Below are 14,897 nucleotides of genomic sequence, written 5' to 3' on the forward strand. Positions count from 1 at the left end.
GCCTGCTTTTTTATGAAATATTCGGGCTAACCGCACCTGAAAATCATCAAGGTAATGTCGTCTTTAAACGATTCGGTCTGGCAGAATTGTTTCAGCTGTTTCAGCAGAATTTCGATAATCATCTGCGGGGACTGATGCGCGTATTTAACCAGAATATCATTGACGCGTTTCAGGCCGAAAAACTCGCCATGGATGTTTTCGGCCTCGGTTAATCCGTCCGTGTACAGCAAGATCAGATCGCCTGGCGAAAGTGCCGTGGTTTTTTCCTCAAATTCGACATTTTCGCGTATTCCCATGATCAGGCCGTCGGCATCGAGCTGGCGGCATTCCGATTCGTAAAGGCTGAGCAGCAAGGGCGGCGGGTGGCCGGCATTGGCAAAGCGCAACAGGCGCTCGCGAATGTCATATTGCAGGTAAAACAAGGTCATGAAGTAGTCCGAATTATCCAGGTCCTCGTAAAGAAAGGTATTAAGTAGGCTGAGCGTCTCGGCCGGGGTCTCCGGACCGTTGGCCCGCGTCCTGATGGCGCTGCGGGCTTCGACCATGAACAGGGCGGGGCCGATGGAATGGCCGGAAACATCGGCGATGATCATGTCCAGGCGGTCTTCATTGCGGATGAAATAGTCGAAATAGTCGCCGCCGACCTGATTGGCCGGCAGGCAAAAACCGGTGACTTCAAAATGATCCGATTTGATCGAGGCCGTCGGCAGCAGGGAGGCTTGTATCTGGCGGGCGATTTTTATTTCGCTCTGCGCGATCGCCAGCTTGACCTGGGTCTGGCGAATCTGCAGTTCAGCGGCTTTGCGGTCCGTGATGTCGTTTATGAAACCACTGAAGATATAGGTATTACCCAGTTTCAATGGAGCAATGCTGAGTTCGACGGGAAATTCGGAGCCGTCGCGGCGCATGGCGACGTGCTCGACCTGATGATTCAGCAAGGGGCCGGCGCCGGTCTGCAAAAAATGCTCCAGGCCCTTCTGATGCGCGCCGCGAAACCGCGGCGGGATGATCAGGTCTTTGAGCGGCTGGCCGATGGCTTCGTCTCGGGACCAGCCGAAGGATTTTTCGGCGCGCTGATTCCAGTCGGTGATGATGCCGCTCTCATCCATCAGCACGATGGCATTGATGGAGCTTTCGATGATCAGGCGCGTGCGCTTTTCGCTGTCTATCAGGGCATCCTGAAAATGTTTCTTGGCGGTGATGTCCCTGTCGACGCCGCGCCATTTGATCAGCTTGCCATCGGCGTCGATGATCGGCAGGCCGGTCGATTCGGTCAGCACCTCATGGCCGTCTTTATGTTGATAATGGTTGATCAAGGCGTGGAAAGGCTGGCGCATGGTGACGAAATGCAGCTGGTCGGCTTTGTCGTTGGCGGTTAGCAGTTCGGTATAGTGCTTGCCGGTTACTTCCTCGGGCTTGAAGCCGAGAATCTGGTTAACGGCCGTACTGCTGTAGATATAGTAGCCGCGGGGGTCTTGTTCCCACAGCCATTCGCCGGTGATTTCCGCCATTTGTCGAAAGCGCTCTTCGCTTTCGCTTAACGCCGATTCGGCCTCCTTGCGCAGCGTGATGTCTTCCGCCACGGAGACGAAATGGGTAATTTCCCCCAGCCGGTTTCTAATGGCGCTGATGCTTTCATAGGCCCAGTATATGTCGCCGTTTTTCTTTTTGTTTCTGATTTCGCCGTGCCACTCGCCCGTTTTGAACAGCATTTCCCACATGGCTTGATATTGCTCCGGAGTAGTTGATCCGGATTGCAGTATTTTGGGATTCCGGCCCAGTACCTCCTGCGATGTGTAACCGGTGAGTTCGGTGAACTTCGGGTTGATGTATTCGATGCGGCCTTCCGTGTCGGTGATGACGACGGCGCTGGCGCTCTGTTCCAGGGCCCTGTGCATCATGAACAGTTCCTTGTCGATGCGCTTTCTATCGCTGATGTCGTGAATCAGCAGGATGATGTCGGCTGCTTTGGCATCCTGCGGGCCGGGCAGGACAGACGGCGAAACCAGAGCCTGTATTCTGCTGTTGGCTTTGGTGATGATTTCGACTTCAAGGTTTTTAGCCGGATGTCCGTCGTTCAAGCCGTCCAGAACGGTTTGCCGCAGTTCCGGGATGGCTTCGGGAGCGTAGATAAGATCCAGCGGTTTATTAATCAGCTCCTGTTTGCTGTAGCCTAGAAGGGTGGCGGCCGAGAGGTTGACTTTCTTGATACGCGGCATGCCTGTCGCTTTAGAGTAGTCCAGCTCAATAATGACGAGATTGAAATTGAGGTTGTCTAGGAGTCGATGCATTATTGTTTGTTGGGTGAGCTATAAGAAAAATGATGTTGCCAATGGCCCATAATAAAGGAACTATAACCATTTCCGTCATGGACCTGCGTATTTTTCCACTCATGCCTGAACGGCCTTCATTCGCCCGGCAGGGTAAAAGGCATTTCAAAAATGTTTTTCTCCTTGGCGCCCAATAAAAAGGCATCCTGCTTGACCTCTTTGATTACCGACGGATCGCCGCAGAGAAATAACTGCCAGTGGGATAACTGTCCGATCGTGCCGAAAGCCATTTCGCTGGTGGATCTGGCGGATACATCAATATTAACGGGATTCTTGCAGTGAATAAAATGGGTGTAGCTGAAATTAGGGTATTTCGCCTGCAGCGCCATTAATTCCTGAATCAGGTAATATTCATCGGGGCTGTGCGTTTGATGGAACAATCGGATGTCGCCCTTATGTTTGTTTTTTATCAAGGCATCGCGCAATATGCCGTACAGGGCGGCCAGCGCGATACCGGTGCCGATCAGCATGATGGGTTGGCGGTTATTGCCGGGCAGATAGAAACAGTCGCCCGACGCGGGGCTGATCCTTACTTGATCGCCGGCCTTGAGTTCCCCGTAAATCCAACTGGTCAGCGCGCCGTGCGGGGTCAGGCAGATCTGCAATTCAAGAAAATCATCCAGTCCCGGTACGCTGGACAGGCAATAGGTGCGCCCGACGCCTTGATTATTGTAGAGCGTCAGGTATTGACCGGCATAATAGTCGTAGCCTGTTTCAGGAATACCCAAACGCAAGCGGATTATCGTGTCGTTTAAGCGGTCCTTGGCAATCAGGCAGGTCCTGATTTTTTCAGCAGTCAGTAAAACCGCAGGCGTCTTCATGATTTATTGGCCTCATTTTTAAGCATTAATTTTTTTCATGTTAGGTGTCGATTGCTTTAATTTTCATTGGCTGCGGCGTATAACCTGAAACGAACTCGAACTACAGCATGACATTTATAGTCCCACCGACATGTGACCAAAAACGAATGAGCCGGTTCATGAAAATTCTGACTGTCAATGATATACAAAGACTGATAGCGATCGTCGGTATTGAAGCATTTTTCAACCAGCTGATGAGCGCGTTGAAGCAAGATTTTGCCCGCTGGCATGCGTTTTACAAGTCGGCGCGCCATGCCACGCATTACGCGCATGGGGTCATCGAATTGATGCCCTGTTCGGATGACCGTTTATACACGTTCAAATATGTGAACGGCCATCCCGGCAATACCTCGGAAGGCAAGCTCAACGTTATCGCCGTCGGCCAGTTAAGCGAAGTGGTGTCGGGCTATCCGCTCATGATCTGCGAAATGACGCTGCTGACCGCCTTCCGGACGGCCGCGGCCGGTGCCCTGGCGGCAAGCTATCTGGCCCGGCCGGAGTCCGGCACGCTGGCCATTATCGGCACCGGGGCGCAGGCGGAGTTTCAGGTGCTGGGGTTTAACGGCGTGTTTCCGCTGCGGCGGATACGCTTCTTTGATGCGGATGCCGGCGCCATGCGCAAGTTTGCCGGGAATCTCTCGGCTTATCCGTTCGAGCTGATACCGTGCAGCAGTATTAAAGAGGTTGTGCGGGAGGCCGATATCATCGTCACGGCAACGGCGGCGAAGCAGCGCCAAACGCTGTTCACGCTGGATGATATCGCGTCCGGCACCCATATTCAGGCCGTGGGCGGCGATTGCCCCGGCAAAACCGAATTGGGCCACGCCTTGCTGTCGGCGTCCAAGCTGGTTGTCGAATACACGCCGCAGGCCCTGGTCGAAGGTGAAGTGCAGCAGTGCGATGCGGGCGATGTATATGCCGAGTTATGGGAACTGGTCGGGGGCCTCAAGCCGGGCCGGGAACGCGCGGAAGAGATCACCGTGTTCGATTCGGTCGGATTTGCCCTGGAGGATTTCTCGATCCTGCGCCTGGTGTATGAATTGGCCTGCGAGCATCATCTGGGTACGGACATGCCGTTGATTCCCGAAGTGCAGGATCCCAAGGACCTGTTTGGCCTGCTGTCGCCATAGAACGCTTCAATAATGGCTCTGATCAGGTCCAGCGTTTTATTGTCCTGGTCGTTTTCAGGATTGTATTCGCTGATTTCCAGGCCGCATATCCTGGCCTCGCGCTTGATTGACCTGAGCGCCGACATGAGTTCGTCCGCCCGGAGGCCGTCCGGGGCCGGCGTTTCGACGCCGGGCGCATCGGCGGGATCAATAAAATCCAGGTCTATGCTGATGCCGATCAGGCTGCAGGTCCGGCTCAGCTGTGCTATCGCCGCCTGTAAGGTCTGGGCGAGATGGCTGATTTGATCGGCAAAAATAATCCTGACTCCCGCCTCTTGCAATAACGCATACTCCTCCTGCTCGTAGCTGCGGATGCCTATCTGGATCAGGTGTTGCGGCTTGATGAAGCGGTCGGCCGGGTACAGGGCCGACAGCCGGCTGTCGGCCTTGCCCAGCAGGGCCGATACAGGCATGCCGTGAATATTGCCGGAAGGGGAGGTTTCAAAGGTATGGGCATCCATATGTGCATCGATCCAGATCAGCCCCAGGTCCTCTGTTTCCGGCAAGGCTTGCAGAACGCCGGGCCAGGTGCCCATGGCGCAGGAATGATCGCCGCCGATCACCAGGAACGGGCGGCGGGCTTTGGTCCAGTTCCGGGTCAGCCGGCTGGCTTGCCGGTTGAGCCGATACAACTGGTCATCCTTTGAGCCTCGATTGTCAGGCTGCAGGATATGCCATTGCAGCTGCAGGCCGCTATCGTGCAAGGGCTGCAGCACCAAATCCTCGCGCAGCAATTCAGCCGCATAACCGCATGACTGCATGGGGCCGCCCAGGCAAGAGGCAATCCCCAGTGTCTGTAATTTGGTCATAACCGTTTCCTCCTGAAAAAAGAATCGAAACATGAGTTGATCCGGGGCGATTTTAGCGGATGGTAACACAGGGGAGGATGCTTGGGCTCACGGATAGCCAGTCATCCGAGAACGGCAGGGGGAGATATCGATTTTCAGGTCGGAAATACCGGTATGGCAGGGCGTGCCTTTAGTGCAATCAGCCGTTACCTGAAAATAACGGCTGTTGTAAAAATTGACTATTGTTATTGGCAGGCCTGCCTGAAAAATACCGTAGGGTACGCATTGCGTACCTTCTCCAGCGGTTCCGGTGAAAGTCATCCCAACAGGTACCAGACTGTGAAAGAATTAGTGAAAAGCATCATAAAAAGCCTTATTCACCACGAAGATCACGAAGGACACGAAGAAAAAATAAAATTAATCAATAACTTAAAGCTTCGTGCTCTTCGTGTCCTTCGTGGTTAAATCTTTTAAATTGAATACTTTCACAGTCTCGTACGCGATGCGTACCCTACCGGATTTATGAAAACCTCTGACGCCCTATCGGTCAGTGGATAGCTTGTCTTTCATGGCGACGCATGCCTGAAGGTAATGTTTCCGACTAATGAATAAATGCCCTAGCCACATGGTTGCCGGGACTGACATGCTACAGGCTTTGCTACAGGAAAGCGGATGCTTTTCCGCGCGTGCCGTCAGGGGTGTGTATCATATGGATCAGAAAGGGTAAGAATTGATTGAACCTTGTTTGTTTGATACCTTACAATTTCGCTGGGTGAATTATAAAAAGAAAGTCATCGGGTGATTTCAGTTGCCCCGCAGTCGCCCTTATGGTTAATAATAATTTTGGAGTATGGTATGTTTAAAATTCGTTCGCTGGTTTCAGCGTTAATGCTTGCTGGCAGCGTTTCTGTTGCTTCAGCCTGGGAGGCTTTACCTGCAAAAGCGCCTGAACCGGCTGATAACCCTTCCTCGGAAGCTAAAATAGAGCTCGGTAAAATTCTATATCACGATCCGCGTTTGTCTTCGACCGGTACGCTGTCCTGCGCATCTTGCCATAACACCATGTTAGGCGGCGAGGACAACAGAGCGAATTCGATAGGCGTCCATGATCAAACAGGCGGCCGCAGTTCACCGACAGTCTGGAATGCGGCGTTCAGCAAAGTCCAGTTCTGGGACGGCCGGGCGGCAAGCCTTGAAGATCAGGCGGCAGGCCCTGTGACCAATCCTATTGAAATGGGCATGAAGAGTTGGGATGACGTCGTGGCGCGCCTGAAAGCCATCGAGGGTTATCAAGGGCTTTTCGAGAAAGCATTCGGCAAGGATTCGATTTCCAAGGATAACGCGACCAAAGCGATCGCCACTTATGAAAGAACCCTGATTACGCCGAACAGCCCTTATGACAAATATGTCAATGGCGACGAATCCGCTTTGACGGCCCAGCAAATCAGCGGTATGCAGAAATTCCAGGAAATAGGCTGTACCAGTTGCCACAGCGGCCCTGCCTTTAACGGTGAAGGCGCGTTCCAGAAGTTCCCTATCAACAGCAATGGTTATTTTGAAGCGCAATATCATTTCAAGAAGGATAAAGGGGTAGCGGAAGTCAGCAAAAATGCCGCTGACGAGCATATGTGGAAAGTGCCTACCTTACGCAATATCGCTTTAACGGCGCCTTATTTTCACAACGGTTCGGTTAAAACGCTGGACTCAGCCGTAACCTTAATGGCGAAACTGCAATTAGGCAAGGATTTGTCCAAGGAAGAGGTGGCTGATATCGTGGCTTTCCTGAATGCCTTGACCGGTGAATTCCCCAAACAAACAATGCCGGTTCTGCCAGGTACGCCCGGTACCACTTTAAACTAAGCCGTTTTCGGCAAGGGCGGCCGGTCGGCCGCCCTCATTTGCAAAGGGGAGCTTTCTGGCTCCTTTTTTATTGCCCGCTGTAAATTGGCGCCGCCGCTATGCGCCTGTCAATCAGCTCGATGATTTTTTGATAAGCCGGACTGTTGACGGACTCGAAGCGTCTTTCGAATTCCGCCAGATCCATATTTTCAGGCAGATCCCGGGGATCCGGCATAAAGTCCCGGTAATCGTTTATCGCGGCCATGGCTTTCTGCATTCTGCGGGCGTTTTCAGGCGATGAGGTGGCCATTTCGCCAAAGTAGGTGCCGGCCTTGTCGGCGGCCAGGTCGATAAAGCTGAAGCCACTGCCTTCCCGGGCATCTCTCAACTCTTTTTCCTCGCCTATGGCCTGGGCAATCTGGCCGTTGGCCGATGCGGTCAGTGCCGCGGAACCGATAAAGTGCTTGGCCAGGTCTATTCGTTTATACATGAAGGCCGAATACTGTTGTTCGGTAACCGGCAAGGGCTTGGACGCAGGCAGGAATTTTTCGGTTTCCCGTTTATTGACGTATTCATTGACGGTAAAAATAACGATCCTGTTTTCTTCGATGGCATTTTCCAGGCTAGAGCGCTGACAGGCCAGTTCAAACAGCGGTTTTAGCAACTCCGCCAGCGACAGGCGCCAGGCCGGGTCATGCCGGGCAACGATCTCGGCCAGTTTTTGCTGGTAGACATTGTGCGTCTGGCTGTCGCCGTCATGCCCCTGAGTCAGGAAATTTTTGGCCTGTATCAGGGTTTTCGCGTCGGAATTGTAAGCGATGGTCAGTTTTTTGCCTTCAATTTGCACGGCTTTAATGGGCCGGGTCGCCAGGATGAAATAGTCATTCAACGATGAATGCTGAATTACCTTGTCGATAACAAACGCAGCGAGTTTGGCTGGCAGCAATAGCTTTCCGGCTTTAAATTTCGTGATGCCGGGCAGGGGCGCGTCGTTTTCACTGCCTAATCTGAAGCTGATATTCAAATATTTGCCCAGGCCGTTTTCAGGCAGGGTTACCGTGACGTTGAATCTGACTTTGTTGTCTTTCAGTTCAATTCTGACGGCGCTTTTACTGTACCGGTTCAACAGATAATTGCCGGCGAGATTGAGGTCGGCTTCGGTCAGTTCAATCGTATGGATTTCGTCTGGCCGGGTTTTAGCGCCTTCATGCAGGATTTTTTTTGCCCTGGCCACATCCTCGTGCGTCAGCGACCAGCCCAACTCGGTTTCAGGCGTGTTGCCGACCGCAAACAGGACCAGCATGACGCAGAAAAACACTAATGCACACAGGCAATAGCTCAAGGCACGGAATAAAGTTTTCATAAGGATAGCTTATAAAAACTCCAGCTTGAAGCCTGAGGACTTTAAATAGTCGGCTTCCTGGATCAAATCGGCATAGGTGAGCGGCGACTGGGCCAGCCAGTTATCCGGAAACTGTAAACTGATTTTGGATTTTACAATGGCGATCTTAAAGTCCGGTAACTGGTGCTCGTGGCGGTTGCGGCGCAACAGGACGGCCAAGCGCAGAATAATGGCCAGATAGGGGGCGTCGATGTCCCAGGGAAACGGCAAGCCGCTGAAACGGCTATGCGAGAATTTACGCCGATGCGATCTGACAATCGTGGCCAGCAAAATCTGGTCTTGCCTGGAAAAGCCGGCCAGATCGCCATTCTCGATAATATAGGCGCTGTGTTTATGGTATTGGTTATGGGCGATATCATGGCCGATCTCGTGCAGGGAGGCCGCCCAGTCCAGAAATTGCGCGCTGTTTTCATTGTTGAAAAGACATACGGCGCTGTTGAGCTGAGCCAGCATGTAGTGAACGGTCTGCCTGACGCGCTCCGCGTGTTCCTTGTCGGTATGATAACGCTCGGCCAGTGTCTGCACGGTCGCCGAGCGAATGTCGCGGTCATAAATCCGGCCCAGTAAGTCCTGGATCAGGCCTTCCCTGAGCGCGCCGTCGGAAACGGTCATCTGCTCGATGCCGAGGCTTTTGAAGGTGGCGTAGACGATTGCCACGCCGCCCGGGAATACCGGCAGGCGCTCCGGGTCGAGTCCCGGCAAAGCCAGTTGGTTAATATGGTCGCAGCGGTTGATATGGGCGATCAGTTGTTCCAGGCCGTCCAGCGTGATGCCGTTGTTGCTCCAGTTCTTGATCTGCAGGACTTTGTCGATGGCGCGCAAGCTGCCGGAAGCGCCGATGGCTTCGTCCCAGTTTTTGCGCTGGAACTGTTTCGCGAAGGGTTCCAATTGCTGCTCGGCAAACAGGACGGCTTGGGTAAATGCGTGTTTGGACAGCCTGCCGTTCTTGAAAAAGCTATTGCTGACCGAAACGCAGCCCATGGGCAGGCTCTCTTTTTTCCTGGGCGTAGCGTCCTGGCCGATAATATATTCGGTGCTGCCGCCGCCGATATCCATCACGAAGCGAAGGTTGGCGTTGGTGCCCAGACTGTGCGCGACGCCCAGATAAATCAGGCGCGCCTCTTCTATGCCGGAAATGATGTCGATAGGATGATTCAGGGCTTTTTCGGCTTTGGCCAGAAACTGCGCGGCGTTTTTGGCCGTGCGCAAGGTATTGGTGCCGACGGCGCGGACGCTGCCGGGCGGAAAGTTGCGGATTCGCTGGCCGAATCGCTGCAGACACTCCAGCGCCCTTTTTTGCGTGGCGACATCCAGATTGTGCTTCTTGTCCAGTCCGGATGCCAGTCTGACCATCTCCTTAAGCCGGTCGATGGTTTGCAGTTTGCCATCGGCCAGGCTGCAAACGATCATGTGAAAGCTGTTCGACCCCAGGTCTACAGCGGCAACGATTTCAGGCGGTTTCTTTGGCACAAGCTATCCGGTTTTAGTCTACGAAACTTTTAAAGATCTGATAAAATTACAAACTTTTTAGCTATCCATCTCATAGTGTTCTAATGGATGCGACGCTTAATTTAACTTATTTGAAGGCTTCCGTTAAGTGTTAGTTTTAGCATGAAGGCATTATCAATTCGAAATCTCAAAAAAATCTATAACAATGGATTTGTGGCTTTAAAAGGCATTGATCTTGATGTCGAAGCCGGTGATTTCTTTGCGTTGCTAGGACCTAACGGGGCCGGAAAATCCACCACCATCGGCATTATCAGTTCCCTGGTCAATGCCACCAGCGGTTCGGTCAGTATCTTCGGACATGACCTGCGGCACGACCGGGCCCGGGCGAAAAGCTGCATCGGCCTGGTGCCTCAGGAAGTCAATTTCAACCAGTTTGAAACCGTCAAGAATATCCTGCTCAATCAAGCCGGCTATTACGGCACGCCGCGCAAAATCGCCCTGCAGCGGACCGAGCAATGCCTCAAGCAGATGGATCTGTGGGATAAACGCGACATGGTATCGAGGCGTTTGTCGGGCGGCATGAAGCGCCGGGTCATGATTGCCCGCGCGCTGGTTCATGCGCCCAAGCTGCTGATTCTGGACGAGCCGACGGCAGGCGTCGATATCGAAATCCGTCGCTCGATGTGGAAAATGATGCAGGAAGTCAACCGGCAGGGCACGACCATCATTCTGACCACGCATTATCTTGAGGAAGCCGAAAGCCTGTGCCGGAATATCGCCATTATCAATCACGGCCTGATCGTTGAAAATTCCGACATGGCCAGTCTGCTGGCCCGGCTGAACATCGATTATTTTGTGCTGGATCTGGCCGAACCGATCGATGCGGTGCCGGTTATCGAGGGCTATCAGATCGAGCGCGTTTCGGACAAGGTGCTGAACGTGGGCGTGCCCAAGGAGTACGGGCTGAATACCTTGTTCAAGTTGTTGACGGAACGCAATATCAAGGTGATCAGCCTGAAAAACAGGACCAACCGGCTGGAACAACTGTTTATGGATTTGATTGATCAAGAATCCGACGAGTCACTGCAATGAATCATGCCATAGCCCTTAGAACCATTGTCAAAAAGGAAGTCCAGCGCTTTATCCGCATCTGGCCGCAAACCCTGCTGCCGCCGGCCATTACCACGGCGCTGTATTTTCTGATTTTCGGCAAGCTGATCGGCGACCGGATCGGCACGGTCGGCGGCGCCAGCTATATGGATTATATCGTGCCGGGCGTGATTCTGATGTCCGTGATCAGCCATTCCTACGCCAATGTCGTGTCCTCGTTTTATTCGACCAAGTTCCAGCGCAATATCGAGGAGTTGCTGGTTTCGCCGGTGCCCAACTGGGTGATCCTGTCCGGCTATGTCAGCGGCGGGATTATCCGGGGTTTGCTGGTGGGACTTGTTGTGGCGTTGATATCGCGTGTCTTTGCCGATATCGCCATCAACAACATTGCCGTCACTTTATCGATAGCCGTATTGACGGCTACGGTCTTCTCGCTGGCCGGGTTTATCAATGCCGTGTTCGCGGACAGTTTTGACGATATTTCCATCATCCCGAACTTCATATTAACGCCGTTGAGCTATCTGGGCGGCGTGTTTTACTCGGTCGACATGCTGCCGGATGTCTGGCAGACGGTTTCCCTGGGCAATCCGATCCTGTACATGATCAATGCCTTTCGCTATGGCCTGATCGGCGTAACCGATGTGGACGTTACGATTGCCTTTGTCATGACCGGCGGCTTCAGTATTGTCTTGATTCTTTTCAGCCTGTTTTTGCTGCATAAGGGTGTGGGGATTAAGAATTAGAGCACGCGTCACGCGTAGGCGGGTTGGCGCTTTAGCGGAAACCCGGCATGGGCGGCTAGTTCAGGATGTAGGGTACGCATCGCGTACCAGTTTTCAACATGTTCAGATGAATGAAGTTCCAAAAGGTACGCAGTGCGTACCAGACTGTGAAAGTATTCAGAATTTCTCTCTTCAATGTCTATATGTTGTTATATGCAAATATCAAATACACAATATATTGTGATAAAAATTTCAAAAAACGAATACTTTCACAGTCTCGTACCCTACTGCTGTTAAAAGTGCTGGCGCTTGACCCGGCAAACGGGCTCCCCGACCCGTCTTTAATTAAAACATCCCCGAAAAAGGCTGCACCGTCACCCATTCGCCGGCTTTGATGTCGGTGCTGTCATGGGCCAGAATGATGAACGCGTTCGCCAGGCTCATCGAGCTTAAAATCCCCGAACCCTGCTTGCCTGTCGTTTTTACGCGCCATTCCCCGTGATCACTCTGTTCGATGATGCCGCGATAGATTTCCGTGCGGCCGGGTTTCTTGCGCAGGTTTTCGCAGGCTTTGGCCAGGAAGGTCGGGGCGATCGGTTTGTCGGTGATGCCCAGCATTTTTTCCAGGGCGGGCAGGACAAACTGATAAAACGTCACCATGACCGCCACGGGATTGCCGGGCAGGCCGAAGAACGCGGCCTTGCCGATCCGGCCGAAAGCCAGGGGCCGCCCGGGCTTGATGGCGACTTTCCAAAAGTCGACCTGGCCGGAACCCTGCAGCGCCGTTTTCGTGTAATCGGCTTCGCCGACCGACACGCCGCCGGAGGAAATGATCACGTCGGCATAGGTGCCGGCTTCCTGGAAACGCTTCAGCAGCGTCTCGGGGTCATCTTCCAGTATCCCTAAATTGATGACTTCGATATCGGGGCGGTCCAGCGCCGCCAGCAGGCTGTAACGGTTGCTGTCGTAAATGCCGCCGGTGCCCAGCGTCTGGCCGATGCCGAACACTTCGTTGCCGGTCGAGGCGATGGCGACCTTAAGCTTCCGGCGTACATCGATTTCGGCGATGCCGAGCGAGGCGCACAGGCCGATATCGGGCGGCGTCAGGTATTTGCCCGGCTGCAGAATGCTCTGCCCCTGGCGGATGTCTTCGCCGGCTAGGCGGACGTTCTGGCCGGCCTTGTGCCGGTTGTCCAGTTCGATGCAATTATCGGACAGCTGGACCTGCTCCTGCATGATCACAGTGTCCAGCCCTGCCGGCATGGGCGCGCCGGTCATGATGCGGACGCATTGGCCGCGTGCCGTGTCGCCGGCATACGGCCTGCCGGCAAAGGCCTGGCCAATGATTTCCAGCCGGCGCGTGCCCTGGCCGGGCAGGTCTTCGGCATGCAGGGCGTAACCGTCGACGGCGGAATTGGTATGCGCCGGTACATTGACGGCCGAGATGACCGATTGGTAAAGCGTGCGGCCTCTGGCATGCTCGATATTGAGGCGCTCATAACCGCTGGCTACGGGCACGGCGGCCAATATCCGGGCCAGGGCGTTCTTGACGGGAATCAGGCCGGGTTCATGGATATCGTTGCAGCTGGGTTGGGTCGTAATCATTTTCGCGTGCCGGGTCCGTTGGTGGGAATGCCGTTGCTCATAAAGCTTAAAAAATACTCCAGGTTCCGGAATTCCGGGCTCTGGGCAGGGATAGGCCGGGCTTTGATCTGTGCCAGGCATTCCCGGAAGCGCCGGTGCAGGGTGCCCATTTCGCCCCATTTTAACCGATAAGTCGGCCAGTGGCTGGTGTGGCCGAGGGACGGGCTCAGGATTTCCGAACGCAGCTGACGGCCTGCATTTTGCACATGACAGGTGGCGCAGGCGAAATTCAGCTGGCCTCGGCGCTGGTAGTAAAAATCCTTGCCCTTCTGATAGGCGGCCAGGGCGCGCGGGTCGTCGGCCGGTATCGTGATCGTGATCGGCTTGCCGCGCGAGGTAAACGCCAGATAGGCCAGCAGGCTGGCCATATCGCCTTTTTCATAGGGCAGGGGAGCTTCCCGGTTGTCGACGCGGCAGTCATTGACGGCGCGGGCCAGGGTGATGACTTCGCCCTTGGCGCGGTCCCAGCGCGGGTATTCGTGCGCGATGGCGATGCCTTTATCGGGCAGGCAATCGGCATAACGGCGGCCGTTTTTAAATGGCGTGTTGAATAAGGCTTCGCCTTGCTCTATGGCCGCCTCATAAGGCGGGAATTCCTCGATCGCTTGCCAGGACTGGCGCGCGATCGGATCGATCGCATACACGCCCTCGGCGTAATCGGGCAGTGTCAGTTCGGGGAACAGTTGCCGGTAATGCTGCCGGAAATCTTGCTGGTCCTGCAGCGGATCGGCATGTGCGGGCGCCGCCGGCAGCAACCAGAGCAGGCCGCCGAGCAGCAGGGCGCTACTTGATAATATGCTGTTCAGAGTCTTTGCGGCCAAGATTGTCCACCCAACTGATAACGATTTTGTCCCCGGGTTCGCCGCCTTTCAGCATAAAGGCGAAATAGGGATCCTTGGAAATACTGCCGCCCATGGTGCAGTTGGCAATGATCCTGCCGTTATGCGTGACGGTCAACTCCTGAATAAAGTGCGCGGGGATCGGCTGGTTGGTTTTTTTGTCGATGTTGCGGCCGTGCTCCATCGGGTGCGCGATCAAGGTTCTGATCTGGGTCTTGCCGTCGATGCGTTTGCTGCGGATCTTGATGCTGCCCATGTTAGCCTCCGCAGCCGCCGATGGTGACTTTGACCGTTTCCCTGGCGCTGTACAGGTTATTGCCGGTCTGCGCGATGACGATGACATCGGAGGTTTCAGCCATCTTTAACCGGGCCGATACAAACGGCTCAAGCTCGGGCGACAGGTCGAACCGGGCGGCCAGCGGCACGGGGTTTTTTTCGACCAGAATGGAAATGTTTTCGATGCCGTCAAGACTGCTGGTGACGGTAATCGGCACCACGGCGCCGTTCTCCGCGATTTTCGGGATTTTGATATTGATTTTGTCGGTTTCGATAAGCTTCTGGTCCTTGAACAGGTTTTTCAGCGTTTCTTCCAGTATGCTCGGGGCAAAGTTTTCGGCGACCCATTCCGCGTTGGCCGATTCAGCGCTAAGCAAGCCGCTAGCCGCCGCCACGGAACAGGCGCCGAACGAAATAGACTTTTTCAGGAATTCCCTGCGATTGACGGACATATTGATACTCCGGTCTG

The 14,897-nt window shown here is 54.1% G+C and carries 14 protein-coding genes; 5 read left to right on the plus strand and 9 right to left on the minus strand.

Going from position 1 to position 14,897, the window contains the following annotated elements; genetic code table 11:
- Window positions 1-26 precede the first annotated feature (26 nt).
- Both METMA_RS0115215 and METMA_RS24695 read right to left on the minus strand, forming a co-directional pair.
- Window positions 27-2,291: a PAS domain S-box protein gene (locus METMA_RS0115215; RefSeq protein ID WP_040590596.1), complete on the minus strand. Its 2,265-nt coding sequence runs from the start codon at window positions 2,289-2,291 to the stop codon at window positions 27-29.
- A 116-nt stretch (window positions 2,292-2,407) separates the two neighbouring features.
- Window positions 2,408-3,151: an FAD-binding oxidoreductase gene (locus METMA_RS24695; RefSeq protein WP_020159963.1), complete on the minus strand. Its 744-nt coding sequence runs from the start codon at window positions 3,149-3,151 to the stop codon at window positions 2,408-2,410.
- 158 nt (window positions 3,152-3,309) lie between these two features.
- Here METMA_RS24695 and METMA_RS0115225 point away from each other — a divergent pair, with 158 nt between their 5' ends.
- Window positions 3,310-4,320, plus strand: a complete 1,011-nt coding sequence (locus tag METMA_RS0115225) for an ornithine cyclodeaminase (RefSeq protein ID WP_020159964.1) — start codon at window positions 3,310-3,312, stop codon at window positions 4,318-4,320.
- On the opposite strand, the gene METMA_RS25805 is transcribed toward METMA_RS0115225, so the two are convergent.
- Window positions 4,245-5,168: an arginase gene (locus tag METMA_RS25805; RefSeq protein ID WP_156830511.1), complete on the minus strand. Its 924-nt coding sequence runs from the start codon at window positions 5,166-5,168 to the stop codon at window positions 4,245-4,247. The two genes, METMA_RS0115225 and METMA_RS25805, sit on opposite strands and share 76 nt — an antisense overlap.
- 81 nt (window positions 5,169-5,249) lie before the next feature.
- On the opposite strand from METMA_RS25805, the gene METMA_RS0115235 reads away from it, so the two are divergent.
- Entirely contained in the window at window positions 5,250-5,612 is a 363-nt protein-coding gene (locus METMA_RS0115235) for a hypothetical protein (RefSeq protein WP_156830512.1), read from the plus strand.
- A gap of 390 nt (window positions 5,613-6,002) precedes the next feature.
- On the plus strand, window positions 6,003-7,007 hold the full coding sequence (locus METMA_RS0115240; protein WP_027147371.1) for a cytochrome-c peroxidase: 1,005 nt from the start codon (window positions 6,003-6,005) through the stop codon (window positions 7,005-7,007).
- A gap of 67 nt (window positions 7,008-7,074) precedes the next feature.
- Here the strand turns inward: METMA_RS0115240 and METMA_RS0115245 are convergent, their stop codons facing one another.
- Window positions 7,075-8,349: a hypothetical protein gene (locus tag METMA_RS0115245; protein WP_020159968.1), complete on the minus strand. Its 1,275-nt coding sequence runs from the start codon at window positions 8,347-8,349 to the stop codon at window positions 7,075-7,077.
- A 9-nt stretch (window positions 8,350-8,358) separates the two neighbouring features.
- Window positions 8,359-9,858 (minus strand): exopolyphosphatase, encoded by a 1,500-nt coding sequence (gene ppx / locus METMA_RS0115250; RefSeq protein ID WP_027147372.1) that lies wholly within the window; start codon window positions 9,856-9,858, stop codon window positions 8,359-8,361.
- A 141-nt stretch (window positions 9,859-9,999) separates the two neighbouring features.
- Between ppx and METMA_RS0115255 the strand changes: the two genes are divergently transcribed.
- Entirely contained in the window at window positions 10,000-10,929 is a 930-nt protein-coding gene (locus METMA_RS0115255) for an ABC transporter ATP-binding protein (protein ID WP_020159970.1), read from the plus strand.
- Window positions 10,926-11,690: an ABC transporter permease gene (locus METMA_RS0115260; protein WP_020159971.1), complete on the plus strand. Its 765-nt coding sequence runs from the start codon at window positions 10,926-10,928 to the stop codon at window positions 11,688-11,690. Before METMA_RS0115255 ends, METMA_RS0115260 begins: the two co-directional genes overlap by 4 nt.
- Before the next feature lie 324 nt (window positions 11,691-12,014).
- Here METMA_RS0115260 and moeA read toward each other — a convergent pair whose 3' ends face one another.
- From moeA to soxY, 4 genes are read right to left on the minus strand one after another with little or no spacing between them, the layout of a single operon-like run.
- Window positions 12,015-13,274, minus strand: coding sequence for a molybdopterin molybdotransferase MoeA (gene moeA / locus METMA_RS0115265; protein WP_020159972.1), 1,260 nt, complete (start codon window positions 13,272-13,274; stop codon window positions 12,015-12,017).
- Complete coding sequence (soxA, locus tag METMA_RS0115270; RefSeq protein WP_020159973.1) at window positions 13,271-14,134, minus strand: sulfur oxidation c-type cytochrome SoxA; 864 nt, start codon at window positions 14,132-14,134, stop codon at window positions 13,271-13,273. The genes moeA and soxA overlap by 4 nt, the downstream gene beginning before the upstream one ends.
- The gene (soxZ, locus tag METMA_RS0115275; protein ID WP_020159974.1) at window positions 14,097-14,408 is read right to left on the minus strand and encodes a thiosulfate oxidation carrier complex protein SoxZ; all 312 of its coding nucleotides are present in this window, start codon (window positions 14,406-14,408) and stop codon (window positions 14,097-14,099) included. Before soxZ ends, soxA begins: the two co-directional genes overlap by 38 nt.
- A 1-nt stretch (window position 14,409) precedes the next feature.
- Entirely contained in the window at window positions 14,410-14,880 is a 471-nt protein-coding gene (soxY, locus tag METMA_RS0115280) for a thiosulfate oxidation carrier protein SoxY (RefSeq protein ID WP_020159975.1), read from the minus strand.
- Window positions 14,881-14,897: the final 17 nt, after the last annotated feature.

Source organism: Methylobacter marinus A45, from assembly GCF_000383855.1.
GTDB classification, from domain to species: Bacteria; Pseudomonadota; Gammaproteobacteria; order Methylococcales; family Methylomonadaceae; genus Methylobacter; species Methylobacter marinus.

Coding starts and splice junctions, on each gene's coding strand:
- METMA_RS0115215 (WP_040590596.1), bottom strand. CDS start 2,291: ATGCATCGACTCCTAGACAACCTCAATTTCAATCTCGTCATTATTGAG.
- METMA_RS24695 (WP_020159963.1), bottom strand. CDS start 3,151: ATGAAGACGCCTGCGGTTTTACTGACTGCTGAAAAAATCAGGACCTGC.
- METMA_RS0115225 (WP_020159964.1), top strand. CDS start 3,310: ATGAAAATTCTGACTGTCAATGATATACAAAGACTGATAGCGATCGTC.
- METMA_RS25805 (WP_156830511.1), bottom strand. CDS start 5,168: ATGACCAAATTACAGACACTGGGGATTGCCTCTTGCCTGGGCGGCCCC.
- METMA_RS0115240 (WP_027147371.1), top strand. CDS start 6,003: ATGTTTAAAATTCGTTCGCTGGTTTCAGCGTTAATGCTTGCTGGCAGC.
- METMA_RS0115245 (WP_020159968.1), bottom strand. CDS start 8,349: ATGAAAACTTTATTCCGTGCCTTGAGCTATTGCCTGTGTGCATTAGTG.
- METMA_RS0115255 (WP_020159970.1), top strand. CDS start 10,000: ATGAAGGCATTATCAATTCGAAATCTCAAAAAAATCTATAACAATGGA.
- METMA_RS0115260 (WP_020159971.1), top strand. CDS start 10,926: ATGAATCATGCCATAGCCCTTAGAACCATTGTCAAAAAGGAAGTCCAG.
- moeA (WP_020159972.1), bottom strand. CDS start 13,274: ATGATTACGACCCAACCCAGCTGCAACGATATCCATGAACCCGGCCTG.
- soxZ (WP_020159974.1), bottom strand. CDS start 14,408: ATGGGCAGCATCAAGATCCGCAGCAAACGCATCGACGGCAAGACCCAG.
- soxY (WP_020159975.1), bottom strand. CDS start 14,880: ATGTCCGTCAATCGCAGGGAATTCCTGAAAAAGTCTATTTCGTTCGGC.